The sequence below is a fragment of the Dongia rigui genome, from assembly GCF_034044635.1.
Taxonomy (GTDB): domain Bacteria; phylum Pseudomonadota; class Alphaproteobacteria; order Dongiales; family Dongiaceae; genus Dongia; species Dongia rigui.
The window spans coordinates 241,030-259,492 of sequence record NZ_JAXCLX010000001.1 but is presented as its reverse complement, the minus strand read 5'-3'; the positions used below and the strand labels follow the sequence as shown (position 1 = coordinate 259,492).

Sequence of the window (18,463 nt, the reverse complement as noted above, 5' to 3'; positions counted from 1 at the left end):
GCGGCGATATTCCGGCGACGATAGGAGCGTAGCATGGAACTCTTCGATTCAATGTTCATCTCGGCCTCGGGCATGCGGGTACAGGGTGAGCGCCTTCGCGTCATCGCCGAGAACCTTGCCAACGTCGATTCCGTTGGCGAGACGCCGGGTGCTGATCCCTACCGGCGCAAGACCATTACCTTCCGCAACCAGCTCGACCGCGAGATGGGCGTCGATCTGGTCAAGGTGGCCAAGGTCGGAACGGATCGGAGCGATTTCCGCAAGAAGTACGAGCCCGGCAATCCAGCCGCCGACAAGGACGGCTATGTCAGCCTGCCCAATGTGAACGCGCTCGTCGAAATGACCGATATGCGTGAAGCCCAGCGTTCCTACGAAGCCAATCTCAAGGTTATCGAGGCCTCGCGCACCATGCTGTCCCGCACAATCGACGTTCTGCGCTAAAGGCTGAGGAGCCAAGCATATGGCCGATTCGACCATCAACGCAGCCCTGAATGCCTACAACAATGCCGCCAAGGCCTTGGGCACGGGGGGCATGGAAGCCCGCGAAACCGAAGGGCCGAGCTTCAGCGAGCTGCTGCAAAACATCAAGACCGATGCCGTCCAGGCCGGTAAGAACGACGAAAAGCAGAGCATGCTGGCAGCGGCCGGCCAGGCCAATGTGACTGATGTCGTGACTGCGGTTTCCGCCGCCGAAGTGACGCTGCAGGCCGTGACCGCCGTGCGCGACCGGGTCATCTCCGCCTACCAGGAAATCATGCGTATGCCGATCTGATTGGCAGAACATCAAGTCTGCGATCGGTCGGCTTCGTGATACACTTGCGCCATGGATGAGGCAGCACTTCTCGAAATTGCCCGTGACGCGGTCATCGTGACACTCAAAGTGGGCGCGCCGATCATGTTGATCTCGCTGGCGGTCGGCCTCCTGATTTCTCTGTTCCAGGCGTTGACGCAGATTCAAGAAGCGACACTGACCTTCGTGCCGAAGGTGGTGATCGTCTTCATCTCGCTGCTGCTGCTGGCGCCTTTCATGCTGCATGCGTTGACGGACTTCTTCGAACAGATCATGGCGCGGGCGAGCGGCTGAGGCGGGGTGATGTCCATCGAAGCCTTCCTCACCGGGTCGCTCTTCCAGTTTCTCCTGATCTTCGCTCGAATCGGCGCGGCGATTTCGCTCATTCCGGGCTTTGGCGAGGTCTATGTCGCCGTGCGCTCGCGGCTCGCCTTTGCCTTGCTGATGTCCTTTGTCCTGATGCCGATGGTCAAGGATATGATCCCCATATTGCCGCCGGAACCGATGGCCATGGCATTGCTGGTGATCAGCGAAATCCTGGTGGGATTGTTTTTCGGCATGATCTGCCGCCTCATCCTGCTGGCGACGCTGTCGGCGGGCATGGTCATCGCGTTGCAGATCGGCATAGCCAACGCCTTTTCAAGCGACCCGACGACGGCACAGCAAGGTGCCATCACCGGCAATTTTCTCATTGCTGTCGCGGTCGTGCTGATCTTTGCCACCGATCTCGATCATCTGACCTTGCGTGCCTTGGTCGGCACGTACGGCGTGTTTCATCCGGGCGAAGTGCCGCCGTTGCAGGACGTGGCGAACATGATCGCCCGCGTCTCGGCCGATTCAATCCTGCTGGCGCTGCAGATGTCCGCGCCATTCCTGGTTTATGGCGTCGTTCTGGTCGTCGGCATGGGGCTGCTTGCGCGACTTATGCCGACGCTGCAGGTCTTTTTTGTCATCATGCCACTACAGCTTCTGGTTGGCTTCGGCCTCATGGCGGTGACCGTCTCGGCGTCCATGATCTGGTTCCTTGAGGTCTATCGCAATCATCTCACCGGTTTTGCGGAATAGGTGGGATAGGCGATGTCCGAAGACAGCGATGACTCGCAAAAAACCGAAGACCCGACGTCAAAGCGGCTGGACGAAGCCCGCAATGAAGGCCGGGTTCCGAAATCGCAGGAATTCAACCATCTGCTGATGATCCTGGCGCTGACCTTGGCCGTGCTGATGTTCGGACAGTTCGCGGGCAAGCAGATCGCCAGCGTCGCTCTGCCGTTCCTGGAAGCGCCGGACCAGATACCGACGGATCTCGGTCATCTTCTGAATATCGCCTGGCGAACGCTGGGCTTGATCCTCCTGGCCGGCGCGGCGCCGCTGGTGCTGGCATTCCTCGCTGCGTTTGGCGCCAGCTATCTTCAGTTCGGCTTGCTCTGGTCGGCGGAGAACTTGATGCCGAGCCTGGACAAGATTTCACCGATGGCAGGCTTCAAGCGCATCTTCTCGTTGCACTCGGTCACCGAGCTCATCAAGGGCATCATGAAGATCGCGATCGTCGCGGCGGTGGTCGGTGCGTTCATCATGCCCAGCGTTGGCGATCTCCATCGGCTGATCGGCATGGACATGGTCCAGCTGATGGCGATCATCAATGACAAGATGCATATCCTGCTGATCGGTGTTTTCGCGGTGATGGGGGTCATCGCCGGAGCCGACATCTTCTATCAGCGTTACGAATATCTGAAGGGCCTGCGTATGTCGCGCCAGGACCTGCGTGACGAATACAAGCAGACGGAAGGTGATCCGTTGGTCAAAGGGCGCCTGCGGCAGCTGCGCATGGAACGTGCGCGCCGGCGCATGATGGGCGAGGTGCCGAAAGCGGATGTGGTCGTCACCAACCCGACGCATTACGCCGTGGCCCTGAAATATGATCAAACCGCCATGTCGGCACCGAAGGTCGTGGCAAAGGGGACTGACAAGGTCGCGTTGCGCATTCGCGAAGTGGCGGAAGGCGCCGACGTGCCGGTGATCGAGAACCCGCCACTGGCGCGTGGTTTGTACGCGGCGGTCGAGATCGACCAGGAAATCCCATCGGAATACTACAAAGCGGTCGCCGAGCTCATTTCCTATATCTTCAAGCTGAAGAAAAGGCGGCTCTAGGCGGCTGGATTTGGCAAGAGGATCGGCTAAACTCGGCCCGCGTTGATGGAAACGAGGGTCTGACCTTGCGCCGAGCGACCATTCTTTGCGGAATCCTGGCGGCGGCTGGCCTCATACCCTTGCCGCCCGCCAATGCCCAATCGGCCGAGATGGCGGCGACCAGCCCGCTCTGGCCGATCGTTGCCATTGGCGTCATCGTGCTGCTGATTGCCGCCCTGGCCGCCTGCCTGGTCGGCTGGCGCCGGACTGCGGCACGCCGCGATCTTCTTCTGGGCAGCCTCAATGCCACCAGCCGGGCGCGGCAGCTGATCGACCCGACCGGTCGCGTGGTCCTTGCCAACGATGCCTTTGGCCGCCTGTTTCAGGGGTCGAACGCCGCCCTGCCGCAATTGCTGATGTCGCGGGTCAGCGCCGGCTCGGACACGGCGGAAATCCTGCGCCAGCTCATATTGACCGTGGCCGAGGGTGGCCGCGGCCGCACCGAGATCGAGATTCCGCAGGGCGATGGCCAGACCGATTGGTTTGATGTCTCGGGACGGTCCATCATCGGCTTTCCCGGCCATGTGCTGTGGGGGGCGGAAAAGGTCACCGCGCAGCGGCAGATCGAAGACTTTATCCGTTCCGACCACGAGACGTTTGCCGATCTCATCGAGCATGCCCCGATCGGCTTCTATTCGGTCGACGAGAATGGCCGCTTCCTCTTCGTCAATTCGACCCTGGCGAACTGGTTGGGCCTGCTGCCGGACAACGAAGGCGGCTACCGCGAGACGCTGCACGACTTGGTGGCAGACAACCTGCCGCTCGATGCGCACCCCTACAGCCCGTTCCGCGACCCCCAGGCGCGCAGCGGCGAGGTGGCCCTGCGCGGCCCCAATGAACGTGCCTTTCAAGCCTTCATTCGCCATGACGTCGCCAATGTCCAGTCGCCCAATGGCAAGGGCATGAAGCTGCGCACGCGTTCCGTGGTACACGACCTCAGCCGCGAGCGCGAACTGGAAAGCGCGTTGCAGGTCTCCGAGCAGTACTTCCAGCGCTTCTTCGAAGAAGCGCCGGCCAGCATCCTGCTGCTCGACGAGAAGGGGCGGGTCGAACAGGCCAACCCGGCCTTCCAGCATCTGCTGATCGGCGCCGAATGGTCGCAGATGCCCTTCGTCAAACTGGTTCAACCGGAAGAGCGGGCGGCTGCCGAGGCGCATCTGGGGCAGGTAATGGCCGATGGCCGTGCCGGCCAACCCCTGACCGTGCGCCTGATCGGCGACAAGCAGCGTTCGGTGACCATCTATGCCTCGCGCCGCGAAGATCGTGGCCGCGCCATCGGCATGATCGTGCATCTCATCGACGCCACCGAACAGAAGCGCCTGGAGGCCCAGTTCGCCCAGTCGCAAAAGATGCAGGCGGTGGGCCTGCTGGCGGGCGGTATCGCGCATGACTTCAACAATCTGTTGACCGCGATGATCGGCTTCTGCGATTTGCTGCTGCTGCGCCATCGCGCCGGCGACCAGTCCTTCGCCGACATCATGCAGATCAAGCAGAATGCCAATCGTGCGGCCAATCTGGTGCGCCAGCTGCTGGCCTTCTCGCGCCAGCAGACGCTGCAGCCGCGCGTGCTCGACGTGACCGATGTGCTGGCCGAGTTGTCGCATCTGCTGCGCCGGCTCATTGGCGAGAACATCGAACTGATGATGGAGCATGGCCGCGACCTTAAGTTCGTCCGCGTCGATGCCGGCCAGCTCGAACAGGTCATCATCAATCTCGCCGTCAATGCGCGCGATGCGATGATCGAAGGTGGTCGCCTGCTCATTCGGACCCGGAACGTGACGACGACCGAGCCGATCAGTCGCGGCGTCGAGGTCATGCCGCCTGGCCCCTATGTATTGGTCGAAATCGCCGATACCGGTTCGGGCATTCCGGCCGAGATCCTGGACCGCATCTTCGAGCCGTTCTTTTCGACCAAGGCGGTCGGTTCGGGAACGGGGCTCGGCCTCTCGACCGTCTATGGCATCGTGCGCCAGACAGGTGGCTTCGTCTTTGTCGACAGCACGGTCGGCAAGGGCACCAATTTCCGCATCTATCTGCCCCAGCATGCGGCGACCGGCGATTCCGCGGCGCGGGCGGACAGCGCCGACGACCAACCCCGCGACCTCACCGGCATCGGCACGGTCCTGCTGGTCGAGGATGAGGATGCCGTGCGCCTGTTCTCAGCGCGCGCCCTGCGGAACAAGGGCTACAAGGTGCTGGAGGCCCGCAGCGGCGAGGCGGCCTTGGAACTGATCAACGAGCAGCTCAATGACATCGACCTCATCATCAGCGATGTGGTCATGCCGCGCATGGACGGTCCGACCTTGATCAAGGAAGTGCGCCAGCGCCGGGCCGACGTGAAGGTCATCTTCATCTCCGGCTATGCCGAGGACGATTTCCGCCGCAAAGTCGATGCCGGCGAGGAGGCGCATTTCCTGATGAAACCCTTCACCCTTAAGCAGCTGGCGACGAAGGTGAAGGAAGTTCTCGACTGACGGCCTGTGGATGGTGGCCTGGGGATTCCGTTGCCCAAACGAGAACGCCGCGCCCCAAGGGGCGCGGCGTTGTCGCAAGTCTCGCAGAAACTTGCCAGGAATCGATTAGATCGATTCCTTCAGTTCCTTGGCAGCGCGGAAGGCGACCTTCTTGCTGGCCTTAATCTTGATGGCTTCGCCGGTGGCCGGGTTGCGGCCCATGCGCGCCGGGCGCTTGCGAACCTGAAGGATGCCCAGAGCCGGGATGCGGATCTTGTCGCCCTTCTTCAGGTGCTTGCCGATCAGCGCCACGAGGTCGCTGAGAACTTCGTTGGCCAGCTTCTTCGACAGCTCGTGCTTCTCGGCGAGGTCGGTGCCAAGCTGCTTGAGCGTTACGGTCTTCTGTGCTGCTGCGGTCTTCGTTGCGGTTGCCATAATAAGCCCCTCTGTCACGGATGATTCCCAAGGCCGGAGCATAACGACGGCGGGAATGAGTCGCAAACAAAGAAAGCAGCCTGAAAACGATAGAAATCCGCTTGACGCGGGCCTTTCTGCAGCGCAATGCCATGCGGTGGAATGCTGGCATGTTTGGCATAAATGCCGAATCCGCTGCTTTCCGCTCGGTCGGCACGGTCATCAAAACGCCGGTTGCAGTTTCTGCGGGCTTTGATAAAACGGCTGGAAATGCTTGATTTTGCGGGATCGGGGTGTAGCTCAGCCTGGTAGAGTACCTGCTTTGGGAGCAGGGTGTCGGAGGTTCGAATCCTCTCACCCCGACCATTTCGCACCATCCCGTTAACGGGATGTTTCAAGCTTGAGGGGCAACCTGGGCCGCTCATGGAGGGCCCGAAAAATTCGGGGTCACCGAGCGGGGGCCAGTTTGGAGCCCTGAATTTGGCGCCCGATTCGGGGCCGTAGGAATGAAGGAAGCGAGGTTAGGAAATGGCTGCACGAATCTATCAGCCGGCAAAATCGGCGATGCAGTCCGGCCGTTCGGGCCGGTCCAGCGATTGGATCCTGGAATTCCCGCAGCAGTCGCCGCGCCGCGCCGATCCGTTGATGGGCTGGACGTCGAGCGATGATACGCGCCGTCAAGTGCGCCTTGTTTTTGCGACGCAGGAAGAGGCCGTGGCCTATGCGACGCGCGAAGGCATCGCCTATGAGATCGAGCAGCCCAAGCAGCGCAACCTGGCGACCAAGGCTTATGCCGACAATTTTAGATATGACCGCGTCGGTCGCTGGACGCACTGAAACGACGCGACGCCTCCGACCCCATAGCTCAGCTGGATAGAGCAGCTGCCTTCTAAGCAGCAGGTCGCGTGTTCGAATCACGCTGGGGTCGCCAGATTGCAGTCATGAAAAAGGGCGGCAGTGAACATCACTGCCGCCCTTTCGCGTTTGCAGATCGATGTGGCTTAGGCGCGGGCGGGCTGCGCCGATTTGCCAAGGACATTGTCGATCGCGAAGGCGCCGTTGCCGAGCAGGGCGACGATGCCGGAGATCACGATCAGGAACAGCGGATATTCCCAGCCGCCATTGGCAGCGCTGAACACCCAGCCATTGCCGCTGTGGACCCAAAGTGCGCCGAGCAGGATCGGGATCAGGACGACGGAGACGATGCGCGACTTGAAGCCGAGCACCAGGGCGATGCCGCCCAGCGTCTCGCCGGCGAAGGTCAGGTAGGCGAGGGCGGCCGGAAGGCCGAGGGATTCGAAGAACTGGGCCGTGCCGGCCAGGGTGAAGGTCAGATATTTCAGGATCACGCCATGGGCGAGATACATGACACCCAGCGACAGGCGCAGGGCAAAGGCCGCCAGGGCGGCATTCTTCTGGTCGATCATGGTTGAGCTTCCTTTGGTTTCGAGGGGGCGGTGGTGTGAAACCAATATCGGCTGTTGAATTTCTGATATAAACTGCCAATAAATTGCCATCCATTATTGCAGAAATGCACAGGTATGCCTTCTAATTCGCTGGAATGGAATGATTATCGCGTGGTGTTGGCGATCCACCGAACGGGGGGGCTGGCGCCCGCTGCCCGGTTGCTGGGTGTCAACCATGCCACCGTTTTCCGTCAGGTGAACGCCATGGAGGGGCGGCTGGGGGTCAGGCTGTTCGACCGCCATCGCTCCGGCTATGGCCTGACGGCGGCGGGAGAGGTGGCGCTGGCGGCAGCCGAGGCGATCGAAGTGCAGACCCTGGCCGCCGAGCGGCGCATGGCTGGGGGCGATCTCAGCCTGACGGGGACAATTCGGGTGACCGCACCGGATGACATGGCGCAGCGCCTGCTTCTGCCGATGTTTGCCGATTTCCGCGCGCGCTATTCCAAGATCGAGCTGGAGGTCATCGTCGACAACCGCTTCCTCAATCTTTCACGTCGGGAAGCCGATATCGCGGTACGACCAACGGCATCCGCGCCGGAGGCGATGACGGGCATCAATATCGGCCCCCTCAATATGACAGTCTATGGGACGGCGGCGTTCGCGGCCCGCATCGCCGATGGTGACGATCTGCGGGCGCTGCCTTGGGTTGGCTGGGAGGATGGCGCGGAAACGCTGCGCTTTGGCGGTTTCTATCGCAACCGCGGGCTCAGCCCCAGCTTTGCCTATCGCAGCAATTCGCTGCTGGCGCAGGTTGCGGGTGCCGAAGCAGGCATGGGGATCGCCGTTCTGCCCTGCTTTGCGGGGGACAGCAGCGCTTTTCTGCAACGGCTGGAGCCGGTCGATCCTGCCTATGCCACAAATCTGTGGCTGTTGACGCATCCGGACCTGCGGCGGGCGGCGCGCATCAAGGCATTTCTCGACTTCATGTCGGTGGCATTGCGCAAGAAGCGGCGGCTTCTTGCCGGCGATTAGCGGCTATTTCTCGCCGCAGCTGCCCAGCGACTGGATGGGGCAATCGGGCCATTCCGGGGCGTCGATCGGGGTGCTGCTGTAAATGACGACCAGGGCAGTCGCGGCCATCACAATACCGAGCAACCCCAAACCCCCGGCAGAGCTTTCGGGCTCGTCAGGCTTCGGTTCGGGGCGTAGCAGGTCATCTATCGGCAATTTGCCGAAGCGTTGAGGCGTCTTCACAATCTCATTCCGTCCAATGAGGCGCATGAGCGCGCTTTTTTATATGGGGCTTGGCGACCCCGATTGCAGCAGCGACATGGCGTCACAGACTGCTGGTTGCGTGGCTTCCGGGCTCGGACTCTTATTGCGCCGCCAATCGCACATATAGTTGCCAAGATTGGCTCGATGGGGCAGTTTTCGTGCAGCTAGCAGAAAAAATGGACCAGGGGGCAAACATGGCCGGCAGCTACGTGACAATTAACGCGCAAGATGGTGGTCAGTTCCGTGCCTATTTGGCGCTGCCGAAGGCCGGCAAGGGGCCGGGCATCGTCCTCTGCCAGGAAATCTTCGGCGTAAATGCCTATGTGCGCGAAACCGCCGATTATTATGCCGAGGAAGGTTACGTGGTCCTTGCACCGGATCTTTTCTGGCGCATGGAGCCCCATGTCGACATGGGCTATTCGCCCGAGGAATGGCAGCGGGCGTTTGGCTATTTCCAGAACTTCAATGTCGATAAAGGCATCGAGGACATCGCCGCCACGGTGAAGGCGATGCGCGCGCGGAGCGACTGTACCGGCAAGGTTGGCGTGCTCGGCCACTGCCTGGGAGGCAAGCTCGCTTATCTCACGGCAGCGCGCGTCGATGTCGATGCGGCGGTCGGCTATTACGGCGTCGGCATCGAAGGCTCGCTGGCCGAGGCCAAGAACATCAAATGCCCGACCGTGCTGCACTTTGCTGAGTTGGACAAGTATTGCGACGCCAACGCGCGCAACCAGATCATCGCGGCGTTCAAGGATCGGCCGGACATCGAGACCTATGTCTATCCCGGCGTCGACCACGCCTTTGCTCGGACAATGGGCGAGCATTTCGACAAGCCGGCCTCGATCATGGCGCATTCACGTTCGATCGCCGTGTTCCGTCGTGCGCTTGGGCCGCATTTTGATCTCTCGGCCCTGTGGGACGCCCATTGCTATCACGAATTCGCGACGCGCGATGTGGCGGCGACGATGAAGACGATGGTCGACCAGCCTTACGTCAACCACATCCCGACCATGACGGGGGGTGTCGGACAAAAGGAATTGGCGCGCTTCTATCAGCACCATTTCGTCAATGCCAATCCGGCCGATACCAAGCTCATCCCGATCTCGCGCACAGTTGGCGCCGATCGTGTCGTCGACGAGATGTTGTTCTGCTTTACCCACGACCGCGAGATCGACTGGATGTTGCCCGGCGTGAAGCCGACCGGGAAGTATGTCGAGATCCCGCTGGTGGCGATCGTCTGTTTCCGCGGCGACAAGCTCTATCATGAACATATCTATTGGGATCAGGCTTCGGTCCTGGTCCAGATCGGCCTTCTTGATCCCAAGGGGCTGCCGACGGCGGGAAATGAGACGGCTAAGAAGCTGCTCGATGAAAAGCAGCCGTCGAACACCTTGATGAAGCGCTGGGCCGAAAGCGCGGGGAAGTAAATGTCCAATCCGTTGAAGGAAAAACTCGCCGCCGGTGGCTGCATCGGTTGCCATTGGGCTACCCTTGGGTCGCCATCGGTCGCGGAATTGCTGGCGGAGTCCGAGCCGGACTGCATTCTTTTTGATATGCAGCACGGCCTCTGGGACCGTGCCAGCCTGGAATACGCGATCGGCCTCGTGCGGCATAAGACCATCCCCGCCGTGCGCAGCGTCGATGCCAGCGACTACGCCATCGGCCATGTGCTCGATGCTGGTGCCCGGGCGCTGATCGTGCCGATGGTCGATACCGCCGAACAGGCGCGCGCTGTCGTGCGCGCGGCGAAGTATCCGCCCATGGGCGGCCGCTCCGGTGGCGGCACGCGGCCGATGCTGGATTACAAATCCTATATTCCGAACGCCAATGACGACATTGTCGTCGCCGTCATGATCGAGACGGCCACAGCCGTTGCCAACGCGGCCGAGATCGCGGCCGTGCCCGGCATCGACATGCTCTTCGTCGGCCCTTTTGACCTCGCGATGTCGATCGGCACCTTCCCGGATTTCGGGCCGAAGCATGAGGCGGCGGTGCAATCCGTCCTCACGGCGGCCAAGGCCGCCGGCAAGACTTGCGGCATCTTCACGCCCTATGCGAGCTTTGCTGCCGACCGCCGTGCACAAGGTTTCCAGTGGGTGGTTCTTGCCTATGACCAGGCCTTGATCCAGGAGCCGGCCAAGGGTGCCGTGAAGCACGCGCGGACCGGCACCGGGCCCGACCTCGTGAAGGATGCCGTGGCCCTGGTCAGCGGTGCCAATGGCGGCATTGGCAGCGAAATCGCACGTGCCCTGCTGCGCGCGGGGGCTGCCAAGATCTATTGCGGCGCCCGCCACGTCGACAGCCTGCGTCTGCTGACGGCGGTGGCGCCCGACAAACTGGTTCCGGTCCAGCTCGACGTGACCGACCCGGCCAGCGTCGCCGCGGCTGCCGGGGCCTGCCCCGATGTCAGCCTCCTGATCAACAATGCCGGCTGGAATTCCAATGAAGGCGTGTTCAGCGGCAACGGTCTCGACAATGCGCGGCGGGAGATGGAAACAAACTACCTGGGAACGCTCGCGCTCTCGCGCGCGTTCCAGCCGATCCTTGCCAAGAACGGGGGTGGTGGGCTGGCCAATCTCATCTCGGTCGTGGCCCACAGCAACGTACCGTTGATGGCGACTTATGCTGCCTCCAAAGCGGCACTGCTGTCGCTGACCCAGGCCTTGCGCGCCGAGCTGCGCAAGCAGGGTACGCATGTGATGGGCGTTCTGCCGGGTGCCGTCGACACACCGATGACGCCGGGTTTCGAAGGCATGAAGATGCGCCCGCAACAGGTAGCCGAGGCCCTGATCCAAGGCCTTCGCGCGCGGATGGAGGATATCTATCCTGGCGGGATGGCATCTGGCGTCTTCAATGGCGTGGCTCTCGATGCCAAGGCGATCGAGGGGGATTTCGCCAATTACCTGCCGGCGGAAACCACCGTTCGCGCCAAAGCGTGAGTACTGACGACCACAGGCCATGATCGTCGTCGACAACATCACCAAGCGCTTCGGCGGGATCCGCGCCGTTGACGGATGCTCGTTGCAGGTCGCCAAGGGATCGATCACGGGTTTGATCGGGCCGAACGGCGCTGGCAAATCGACGCTGTTCAACATCATTGCCGGCCTGTTCGCCCCGGATCATGGCAGTGTCTCATTGGACGGCACTGACGTCACCGGATGGCCGGCGCATCGATTGTTCTCACAGGGTCTGGCCCGCACATTCCAGATTGCACACGAATTCGGCCGCATGACGGTGCTGGAGAACCTGATGGCGGTCCCGTCAGGTCAATTGGGCGAACACGTCGCCAGCGTCTGGCTCAACTGGCGAAAGGTCCGGGCCGAGGAGCGCATCATTCGCGAACGTGCGGAGGAGGTCCTGGCCCAACTGCGCATCGACCACGTGAAGCACGAATTGGCCGGCAACCTCTCCGGTGGGCAGAAAAAGCTCGTTGAACTGGCCCGCACGATGATGTGGCAGCCAAAGGTCGTGCTGCTCGACGAGATCGGCGCCGGCGTCAATCGGACCTTGCTCGCCGAGATCGCCGGCGAGATAGAGCGTCTCAACCGCGATTTCGGCTATACCTTCTTTGTGATCGAGCACGACATGGACCTCATCGCGCGGCTCTGCTCGCCGGTCATCGTCATGGCGGAGGGCAGAGTGCTGACCCAAGGTTCGATGAGCGATATTCGCGCCAGTGCCGATGTGATCGAGGCCTATCTCGGCGGCAGGAAGGCCTGATCATGGCGCTGCTTGAAGCCCAGGGCATGATCGGCGGTTATGGTGGGATGGACATCCTCAATGGCGTCGACCTTACTGTCGGTGCCCATGAGATCGTCGTCATCATCGGCGCCAATGGTGCAGGCAAATCCACGGCGATGAAGGCATTGTTTGGCTTGGTGGCCTTGCGCGAGGGACGCGTGTCGTTGGACGGCAAGGATATCACCAATGCCGCGCCCAACGCGCTGGTGGCCGCCGGCATGGGCTTCGTGCCGCAGGAACGCAATGTCTTTCGCACGCTGACGGTCCGCGAAAATCTCGAGATGGGCGGCTTCCTGAAGCCGGCCGCGCAAGCGCGGGTGATGGAGCAGGTGTTCGACCTTTTTCCGGTCTTGAAGGAAAAGGCCAACCAACCGGCCGGCGAGCTTTCCGGCGGCCAGCGCCAGATGGTCGCCGTGGGGCGGGCGCTCATGACGGAACCCAGGCTCCTGATGCTCGATGAACCGACTGCAGGCCTTTCGCCCCTGATGATGGAGCAGATCTTCGACCGGATCCTTGCCATCAACAGGGAAGGGATCGGTATTCTCCTGGTCGAACAGAATGCGCGCCAAGCCCTGGCGATTGCCCATCGCGGCTATGTGCTGGCGACTGGGCGCAATCGCTTCACCGGCACGGCGGAGGCGCTGCTCGGCAATCCCGAAATCGGCCAATCCTTTTTGGGTGGATGAGATGCAAGCCCTGGCCGATTTCATGAATCTCTATTTCCTGCCGGGCGTCGCTGTGGGGTGCATCTATGCCCTTGGCGCCGTCGGCATCTCGCTCATTTTTGCGATCCTGCGCTTTGCCCATTTTGCCCATGGCGACGTCATGACCTTTGGCGCCTACGTGGCCTACAGCCTGGTGGCGAGCCTTGGCTGGTCTGTCTATCTGGCCTTGCCGATTGCCGTCATCGCCGGCGCCTTGGTGAGTGTGGTCGTCGACCGCCTAGCCTATCGACCCTTCCGCAAGAGTCCCGGCATCATCGTCGTCATTGCCTCGTTCGGCGTCATGTTGGTTCTGCGTTCGCTGGTGCAGCTGATCTGGGGTGTCGACGTCCTCAATTACGAGACGGGCATCCGCAAGCCGGTCGAACTCTTTGGCGGTTTCCGCATTGCACAGAAGCACATCATCATCATTCTGGTCTCTGTCGTGATCGCCGCCGGCCTGCACTGGTTCCTCAGCCGCAGCCGGATGGGCAAGGCGATGCGCGCGATGAGCGACGATGCCGATCTGGCGCGCATCTCGGGCATCGATACCGAACGCGTCGTGCGCTGGACCTGGCTCATTGGCGGTGGCCTGGCTGCGGCGGCTGGCGTCTTTGCCGGCATCAATTCGAAACTGCACCCCAGCGTCGGCTGGGATCTGCTGCTGCCGCTGTTTGCGGCGGCGATCCTGGGTGGGATCGGCAAGCCATATGGCGCCATTGTCGGTGGCCTCGCGATTGGCGTGGCACAGGAAGTGGCGACCTATCCCTGGATCGCTGACATGCCGCTGGTCCCGCCCGCCTACAAGAATGCGGTCGCCTTCTTCGTCATGGTCTGCATGCTGATCTGGCGGCCGACGGGGCTTTTCAAAGGGCGGGTGCTGTGATGGATCAGCAGTTCCTTGGCCTCTTCATGTATGCCCTGTCGCTGGCGACCATGTTCGGCATCTATGGCGTCTTGTGCCTGGGCCTCAACCTGCAATGGGGTTTCGCCGGCCTCTTCAATGCCGGCATTGCCGGCTTCTTTGCCGTCGGCGCCTACAGCACGGCGATCTTGGCTTCACCTGACAGTCCACATTACCTGGGCGGCTTCGGCTGGCCGCCCATTCTGGCGATCCCGGTCGCCATGTTCCTGTCGGGCCTCATCGCTTGGCCGATCGGACGCATCTGCCTTGGCCTCAAGGGCGACTATCTCGCGATGGCGACGATCGGGATCTCGGAAATCATCCGTCTGGTGCTGAAGAACGAAGATTGGCTGGCCAATGGCACGATGGGTATTTCGACCATCCCACGGCCCTTCGAAAGCCTGGGGCAGCCCTGGGGTAACGTGGCCTTTCTCGTCTTCGTGCTGGCCGTAATGCTGGCTGTCTATGTCGCTCTGGAGCGGGCCTGGGTGTCGCCCTGGGGCCGCGCCATGCGCGCCATACGTGACAACGAGCTGGCGGCGGCGGCCATCGGCAAGGACGTGGTTCGTTTCCGGTTGGAGGCTTTCGTCATCGGCGCCGCCGTGATGGGCCTCGGCGGGGCCCTCTCCGCGATGTATTTCAAGTTCATCGGTGCCAGTGCCACCGAACCGTTGCTCACCACCTTCCTGGTCTGGGTGATGCTGATCATCGGTGGCAGCGGGAATAACCGTGGTGCCCTGCTGGGCGCGGGGCTGGTCTGGCTCATTTGGTCCGGCACCGAGCTTCTCACCAATCGGCTGCCGGCCGAATGGATCACCCGGTCCTCTTACATGCGCGCATTGTTGATCGGCGTGCTGCTGATCGTCGTGCTGCAGCGCTTTGCCAAGGGCGTTTTGCCCGAACGGCCACCCCGGCGCATCGACCGCTGACCGCCAAAACGAAAACGGCCCGCCGATGGGCGGGCCGCTCGCATGGTTGCCTGGCGCTTTACGGCGTGACGAGACCGACCTGCTTGTAGCCGTTGCCGTCGACCACGAAATGGCCGATGACGCCGGGAATATCGCCATTGGCATCGAATTCCATTTCGCCGGTGGCGCCGGAATAATCGACATCCTTGCCGGCATCGATCAGTTCCTTGGCCTTCTTCCATTCACCGGGAAGAATCTTCTCGCCCGGAGCATTGGCAACCTCGCGCAGGGCATCCTTCACCTTGGCGCGATCGGTCGAGCCTGCTTTCTCGACGGCAAGCGCCGCCAGCATGACCGAGTCATAGGTCTGGCCGATGAAAATCTTGTCCTTCGAGGTCTGGTAGGCGGCCGTGTAGAGTGCATCGAACGCCTTGGCAGCGTCGCTCTCCGGGGCGGAAGGCGAGGTGAAGAACGAGGTCTTCAGGTTGTCGGCGCCAATCGTCTCGATGAGCTTGTTATCGCGCAGGCCATCGGTGCCGATGAAGCGGTTGAAGAGGCCGTTCTCCAAGGCTTCCTTGACGATGGTCGTACCGGAATCGCCGGCATAGGCGATGAGGACCAGGGCTTCCGGCTTATCCTTGGCGAGGGTGCCGAGTTCAGCCGCATAGCTCTGCTGCTTTTCCTCATGCTTCACCTCGGCCGTGATCGTGCCGCCGCCCTTCTTGTAAGCCTCGGCGAAACCGGTCGCGAGCGGTGTCGCGTAATCGTTGTTGGCATAGGTCAGGGCCACGGTCTTGATGCCCTGGTCCAGCACCAGTTTGGCCAGCACGACACCCTGATAGGCATCGGAAGGAACAATGCGGAAGACGTAATCGTTGTCCTTCAGCGAGGTAAAGTCTGGCGAGGTCGCGGTGGGCGAGATCTGCAGCACGCCGGTCGGGATGGTGACGGCATTGGCCGCAGCCAGCGTCGTGCCGGACATCAGCGCGCCGACAACTACCGGCACGTTCTCGACATTGACCAGCTTGGTCGCCGCGTCGACGGCGCCCTGGGTCGAGCCGGTGGTGTCACCGACCACGGTCACCATCTTGCCCCCCAGCAATCCACCGCCGTCATTGATTTCCTTTTCGGCGAGCTTCACCGAATCCATCATCGGCGGGATGAAGCTGGCGATCGGGCCGGTGACGTCGAAGAGAATGCCGACCTTGGTGTCGCCGGCAGCGGGTGCCGCGGCAGGTGCCGCCTCGGAGGTCGCAGTGCTGGCCGCGGGCGTCGCCTCCGATGTTGCCGTGCTGGCAGCGGGTGCCGCTTCGCTGCTGGCTGCCTGTTCTTCCTTCTTCTCACCGCAGGCAGTGAGGGCGAGGCCCGAGGCGAGCATGGCCGCGATGCTGGCCCGCTTCATAAGCGAGATCCTGGTCGTCATTTTCTTCTTTCCCCTGTCCTTGTGGTTGTTCGTTGGCGTTCTAGGTGAAGGCGTTGAAGGTGATGATCGTCAGCGTGTCCTTGACATGCGGCAGCGTCTGCAACTCAGACGTCACGAAGCGGCCGACATCCATTTCGGTCGGCAGATAGCATTTCACCAGCAGATCGTACTGCCCCGAAATGGAATAGAGCTCGGCGATCTGCTGCACCGTATCCAGCGCTTTTTCGGCGACGTCATAGGACTTGCCCGGCTCGCATTTGACCATCACGAAAATCGGCCGCATGAAGCTGAACTCCTTAATTGTACCAATTGGGTCGCATGTTGCCTCGGCGGGGCAATAAAATCCAGTCCTCGGAGCCGGCTTTATCAGGTGACCGCCGCCCGCTGGCTGAACTCTGGCCGCCGCCATTCGGCCCCCGCTAAAACGGCTTTAAGGATGGCAACCGCTTCCCAGATGTCCTGGTAGCGCACATAAAGCGGGGTAAAGCCGAATCGCATCAGATTGGGTGCCCGGAAGTCGCCGATGACGCCGCGCGCGATGAGCGCCTGCATGACGGCATAGCCGCAATCGTGGGCGTAGCTGACTTGGCTCCCGCGCTGGCCCCCGTCTGTCGGACTGGCCAGGGTCAGGCCGGCGCCGGCACATTCCTGAGCCACCAACCGGATCATCAGGTCGCCGAGCGCCAGCGACTTGCGGCGGATCTCAATCAGGTCGATATCGTCAAAAGTGGCGAGGCCGCATTCGAGTGCCGCCATGCTCAAGACCGGCGGCGTCCCGACCAGGAAGCGGTCGATACCGGCCTTGGGCTGATACGCGGTCTCGAAGGCGAAAGGTGCCGCGTGGCCGAACCAGCCGAACAAGGGCTGGCGCGTTTCATTGAGCCACCGCTTGGCGACGAACAGGAAGGCCGGCGCGCCGGGACCGCCATTCAAATACTTGTAGCCGCAGCCGATCGCGAAATCGGCACCCGTGCCATTGAGGTCAACGGGCAGGGCGCCGGCGGAATGGGCGAGGTCCCACAACGTCAGAACGCCTGCAGCCTTGGCCAGCCTGTTGATGGCGGCCATGTCGTGGCGGCGGCCGGTGCGATAGTCGATTTCCGTCAGCATCACCACGGCGACATCGGGGCCGATGCGCCCAGCCACAGCTTCGGGCGTCACCAGTTCAAGCCGGTGGTCCCGGCCGAGGAGATCAGCCAGGCCCTGCGCCATGTAAAGGTCGGTCGGGAAGTTTCCGGTATCGGAGAGAATGACCCGACGCCCGGGTTGCAAGGCGAGAGCGGCACTCAGCAGTTTGAAGACATTGAGCGAGGTCGAATCGCAAACGACTACTTCATCCTGGTCTGCGCCGGTCAGACGAGCAATCTTCGCGCCAAGTCGGCGCGGCAGGTCGACCCAGCCATGCTTGTTCCAGCCGGTGATGAGGTCCTGGCCCCACTGGTTGCGGACCACCGCGCTCAAATGATCGGCAGTGGCCCTTGGCAAAGCGCCGAGCGAGTTGCCGTCAAGATAGACCAGGCCCTCCGGTACATCAAAGCGCGCGCGCGCGAAGGCAAGCGGGTCCTTGGCGTCAAGCGCCGCGCATTGGGCGCGGTCCAGCATGGTCATCTGTCAAAGGCTCCGCAACATGGCCCGCACGGGGCTCGAATCCGCGCCGGCGATTTTGAGCGGCAAGGCGATGAGTTCATAGACGCCGAAAGGCACGGCGTCGAGGACGAGCCCTTCAAGAATGGCGAGACCCCGCCGCGCGACGGCAAGATGGGCCGACATCTTCTTTGAGCTTTGCGGGTCAAGCGACGGTGTATCTACGCCGATGAGCTTCACGCCGCGATCAGCAAGCGCCTCGATCAAGAGCGGATCGATGGCGGCGAAATCGTCGTCCCAGATCTGCTGCGGCGCCGTCTGATAGGTGCGGATCAGCACGCGGGAAACATTCATGTGCAATTGCGGCATGATGCGCTCGACAGTGACGAAGCCGCTGGCCCCCCGGGCGTCCACGATCTGTGCCGGTCCCAGATAGACATTGGCATCGACCGCATCAATCGTCTTTCCATCGCCGTCGTAATGAAACGGCGCATCGGCATGGCTGCCGCTATGGGTCGACAGGGTAAGGGCAGAGACGTTGACGGGAATACCAGGGCCCATCGCCCAAGTGCGGTTCAGGGTAAAGGCGGTATCACCTGGCCAAACCGGCAGGTCGGGTCTCAAAGTTTGGGAAATGTCGTAGAGCATGCGCCATCTGCCAGGAATTCAGTCACTGA

At 61.9% G+C, this 18,463-nt stretch carries 21 protein-coding genes and 2 tRNA genes; 17 read left to right on the top strand and 6 right to left on the bottom strand.

Annotated elements, in window-relative coordinates; translation table 11 throughout:
- The first annotated feature begins 33 nt into the window (after positions 1–33).
- From flgC to SMD31_RS01205, 6 genes are all read left to right on the top strand, one after another.
- A complete protein-coding gene (gene flgC / locus SMD31_RS01230) occupies positions 34–441 on the top strand; it encodes a flagellar basal body rod protein FlgC (protein ID WP_320498781.1) in 408 nt (135 codons plus the stop codon).
- A gap of 19 nt (positions 442–460) precedes the next feature.
- Complete coding sequence (gene fliE, locus SMD31_RS01225) at positions 461–772, top strand: flagellar hook-basal body complex protein FliE (protein WP_320498780.1); 312 nt, start codon at positions 461–463, stop codon at positions 770–772.
- A 51-nt stretch (positions 773–823) separates the two neighbouring features.
- Positions 824–1,084 carry a flagellar biosynthesis protein FliQ gene (gene fliQ / locus SMD31_RS01220; protein WP_320498779.1) on the top strand — a complete coding sequence of 87 codons (261 nt, stop codon included), beginning with the start codon at positions 824–826 and terminating at the stop codon, positions 1,082–1,084.
- A 9-nt stretch (positions 1,085–1,093) separates the two neighbouring features.
- The gene (locus tag SMD31_RS01215) at positions 1,094–1,855 is read left to right on the top strand and encodes a flagellar biosynthetic protein FliR (RefSeq protein ID WP_320498778.1); all 762 of its coding nucleotides are present in this window, start codon (positions 1,094–1,096) and stop codon (positions 1,853–1,855) included.
- Positions 1,856–1,867: 12 nt separating this feature from the next.
- Positions 1,868–2,938, top strand: a complete 1,071-nt coding sequence (gene flhB / locus SMD31_RS01210) for a flagellar biosynthesis protein FlhB (RefSeq protein WP_320498777.1) — start codon at positions 1,868–1,870, stop codon at positions 2,936–2,938.
- 65 nt (positions 2,939–3,003) lie between these two features.
- Positions 3,004–5,451: a response regulator gene (locus tag SMD31_RS01205; protein WP_320498775.1), complete on the top strand. Its 2,448-nt coding sequence runs from the start codon at positions 3,004–3,006 to the stop codon at positions 5,449–5,451.
- Positions 5,452–5,556: 105 nt separating this feature from the next.
- Here the strand turns inward: SMD31_RS01205 and SMD31_RS01200 are convergent, their stop codons facing one another.
- On the bottom strand, positions 5,557–5,865 hold the full coding sequence (locus SMD31_RS01200) for an HU family DNA-binding protein (protein ID WP_320498774.1): 309 nt from the start codon (positions 5,863–5,865) through the stop codon (positions 5,557–5,559).
- A gap of 101 nt (positions 5,866–5,966) precedes the next feature.
- Between SMD31_RS01200 and SMD31_RS01195 the strand changes: the two genes are divergently transcribed.
- From SMD31_RS01195 to SMD31_RS01180, 4 genes are all read left to right on the top strand, one after another.
- The gene (locus SMD31_RS01195; protein ID WP_320498773.1) at positions 5,967–6,122 is read left to right on the top strand and encodes a hypothetical protein; all 156 of its coding nucleotides are present in this window, start codon (positions 5,967–5,969) and stop codon (positions 6,120–6,122) included.
- A gap of 11 nt (positions 6,123–6,133) precedes the next feature.
- A tRNA-Pro gene (locus tag SMD31_RS01190) sits at positions 6,134–6,210 on the top strand.
- A 162-nt stretch (positions 6,211–6,372) separates the two neighbouring features.
- On the top strand, positions 6,373–6,681 hold the full coding sequence (locus tag SMD31_RS01185) for an ETC complex I subunit (protein ID WP_320498772.1): 309 nt from the start codon (positions 6,373–6,375) through the stop codon (positions 6,679–6,681).
- Positions 6,682–6,698: 17 nt separating this feature from the next.
- A tRNA-Arg gene (locus SMD31_RS01180) sits at positions 6,699–6,775 on the top strand.
- A gap of 70 nt (positions 6,776–6,845) precedes the next feature.
- Here SMD31_RS01180 and SMD31_RS01175 read toward each other — a convergent pair.
- Complete coding sequence (locus SMD31_RS01175; protein WP_320498771.1) at positions 6,846–7,271, bottom strand: DoxX family protein; 426 nt, start codon at positions 7,269–7,271, stop codon at positions 6,846–6,848.
- A 114-nt stretch (positions 7,272–7,385) separates the two neighbouring features.
- On the opposite strand from SMD31_RS01175, the gene SMD31_RS01170 reads away from it, so the two are divergent.
- The 7 genes from SMD31_RS01170 (at position 7,386) to SMD31_RS01140 (ending at position 14,800) form a co-directional block, all read left to right on the top strand.
- Positions 7,386–8,282, top strand: coding sequence for a LysR family transcriptional regulator (locus SMD31_RS01170; RefSeq protein WP_320498770.1), 897 nt, complete (start codon positions 7,386–7,388; stop codon positions 8,280–8,282).
- Positions 8,283–8,719: 437 nt separating this feature from the next.
- Complete coding sequence (locus SMD31_RS01165; protein ID WP_320498768.1) at positions 8,720–9,952, top strand: dienelactone hydrolase family protein; 1,233 nt, start codon at positions 8,720–8,722, stop codon at positions 9,950–9,952.
- Positions 9,953–11,464 carry an SDR family oxidoreductase gene (locus SMD31_RS01160; RefSeq protein ID WP_320498766.1) on the top strand — a complete coding sequence of 504 codons (1,512 nt, stop codon included), beginning with the start codon at positions 9,953–9,955 and terminating at the stop codon, positions 11,462–11,464. It begins immediately after the preceding gene.
- A gap of 19 nt (positions 11,465–11,483) precedes the next feature.
- Positions 11,484–12,245, top strand: a complete 762-nt coding sequence (locus SMD31_RS01155; protein WP_320498764.1) for an ABC transporter ATP-binding protein — start codon at positions 11,484–11,486, stop codon at positions 12,243–12,245.
- A gap of 2 nt (positions 12,246–12,247) precedes the next feature.
- The gene (locus SMD31_RS01150; RefSeq protein WP_320498762.1) at positions 12,248–12,952 is read left to right on the top strand and encodes an ABC transporter ATP-binding protein; all 705 of its coding nucleotides are present in this window, start codon (positions 12,248–12,250) and stop codon (positions 12,950–12,952) included.
- Between the two features lies 1 nt (position 12,953).
- Positions 12,954–13,853 carry a branched-chain amino acid ABC transporter permease gene (locus SMD31_RS01145; protein WP_320498760.1) on the top strand — a complete coding sequence of 300 codons (900 nt, stop codon included), beginning with the start codon at positions 12,954–12,956 and terminating at the stop codon, positions 13,851–13,853.
- Positions 13,853–14,800, top strand: coding sequence for a branched-chain amino acid ABC transporter permease (locus tag SMD31_RS01140; protein ID WP_320498758.1), 948 nt, complete (start codon positions 13,853–13,855; stop codon positions 14,798–14,800). The genes SMD31_RS01145 and SMD31_RS01140 overlap by 1 nt, the downstream gene beginning before the upstream one ends.
- A gap of 58 nt (positions 14,801–14,858) precedes the next feature.
- Here SMD31_RS01140 and SMD31_RS01135 read toward each other — a convergent pair whose 3' ends face one another.
- The 4 genes from SMD31_RS01135 to kynB form a co-directional block, all read right to left on the bottom strand.
- Positions 14,859–16,202 (bottom strand): ABC transporter substrate-binding protein, encoded by a 1,344-nt coding sequence (locus tag SMD31_RS01135; RefSeq protein WP_320498756.1) that lies wholly within the window; start codon positions 16,200–16,202, stop codon positions 14,859–14,861.
- 40 nt (positions 16,203–16,242) lie between these two features.
- Complete coding sequence (locus SMD31_RS01130) at positions 16,243–16,485, bottom strand: Lrp/AsnC ligand binding domain-containing protein (protein ID WP_320498755.1); 243 nt, start codon at positions 16,483–16,485, stop codon at positions 16,243–16,245.
- Positions 16,486–16,568: 83 nt separating this feature from the next.
- The gene (gene kynU, locus SMD31_RS01125; RefSeq protein WP_320498754.1) at positions 16,569–17,810 is read right to left on the bottom strand and encodes a kynureninase; all 1,242 of its coding nucleotides are present in this window, start codon (positions 17,808–17,810) and stop codon (positions 16,569–16,571) included.
- Positions 17,811–17,813: 3 nt separating this feature from the next.
- Positions 17,814–18,434, bottom strand: coding sequence for an arylformamidase (gene kynB / locus SMD31_RS01120; protein WP_320498753.1), 621 nt, complete (start codon positions 18,432–18,434; stop codon positions 17,814–17,816).
- Positions 18,435–18,463 lie beyond the last annotated feature (29 nt).

Coding starts and splice junctions, on each gene's coding strand:
- flgC (WP_320498781.1), top strand. CDS start 34: ATGGAACTCTTCGATTCAATGTTCATCTCGGCCTCGGGCATGCGGGTA.
- fliE (WP_320498780.1), top strand. CDS start 461: ATGGCCGATTCGACCATCAACGCAGCCCTGAATGCCTACAACAATGCC.
- fliQ (WP_320498779.1), top strand. CDS start 824: ATGGATGAGGCAGCACTTCTCGAAATTGCCCGTGACGCGGTCATCGTG.
- SMD31_RS01215 (WP_320498778.1), top strand. CDS start 1,094: ATGTCCATCGAAGCCTTCCTCACCGGGTCGCTCTTCCAGTTTCTCCTG.
- flhB (WP_320498777.1), top strand. CDS start 1,868: ATGTCCGAAGACAGCGATGACTCGCAAAAAACCGAAGACCCGACGTCA.
- SMD31_RS01200 (WP_320498774.1), bottom strand. CDS start 5,865: ATGGCAACCGCAACGAAGACCGCAGCAGCACAGAAGACCGTAACGCTC.
- SMD31_RS01185 (WP_320498772.1), top strand. CDS start 6,373: ATGGCTGCACGAATCTATCAGCCGGCAAAATCGGCGATGCAGTCCGGC.
- SMD31_RS01175 (WP_320498771.1), bottom strand. CDS start 7,271: ATGATCGACCAGAAGAATGCCGCCCTGGCGGCCTTTGCCCTGCGCCTG.
- SMD31_RS01170 (WP_320498770.1), top strand. CDS start 7,386: ATGCCTTCTAATTCGCTGGAATGGAATGATTATCGCGTGGTGTTGGCG.
- SMD31_RS01165 (WP_320498768.1), top strand. CDS start 8,720: ATGGCCGGCAGCTACGTGACAATTAACGCGCAAGATGGTGGTCAGTTC.
- SMD31_RS01160 (WP_320498766.1), top strand. CDS start 9,953: ATGTCCAATCCGTTGAAGGAAAAACTCGCCGCCGGTGGCTGCATCGGT.
- SMD31_RS01155 (WP_320498764.1), top strand. CDS start 11,484: ATGATCGTCGTCGACAACATCACCAAGCGCTTCGGCGGGATCCGCGCC.
- SMD31_RS01150 (WP_320498762.1), top strand. CDS start 12,248: ATGGCGCTGCTTGAAGCCCAGGGCATGATCGGCGGTTATGGTGGGATG.
- SMD31_RS01145 (WP_320498760.1), top strand. CDS start 12,954: ATGCAAGCCCTGGCCGATTTCATGAATCTCTATTTCCTGCCGGGCGTC.
- SMD31_RS01140 (WP_320498758.1), top strand. CDS start 13,853: ATGGATCAGCAGTTCCTTGGCCTCTTCATGTATGCCCTGTCGCTGGCG.
- SMD31_RS01135 (WP_320498756.1), bottom strand. CDS start 16,202: ATGACGACCAGGATCTCGCTTATGAAGCGGGCCAGCATCGCGGCCATG.
- SMD31_RS01130 (WP_320498755.1), bottom strand. CDS start 16,485: ATGCGGCCGATTTTCGTGATGGTCAAATGCGAGCCGGGCAAGTCCTAT.
- kynU (WP_320498754.1), bottom strand. CDS start 17,810: ATGACCATGCTGGACCGCGCCCAATGCGCGGCGCTTGACGCCAAGGAC.
- kynB (WP_320498753.1), bottom strand. CDS start 18,434: ATGCTCTACGACATTTCCCAAACTTTGAGACCCGACCTGCCGGTTTGG.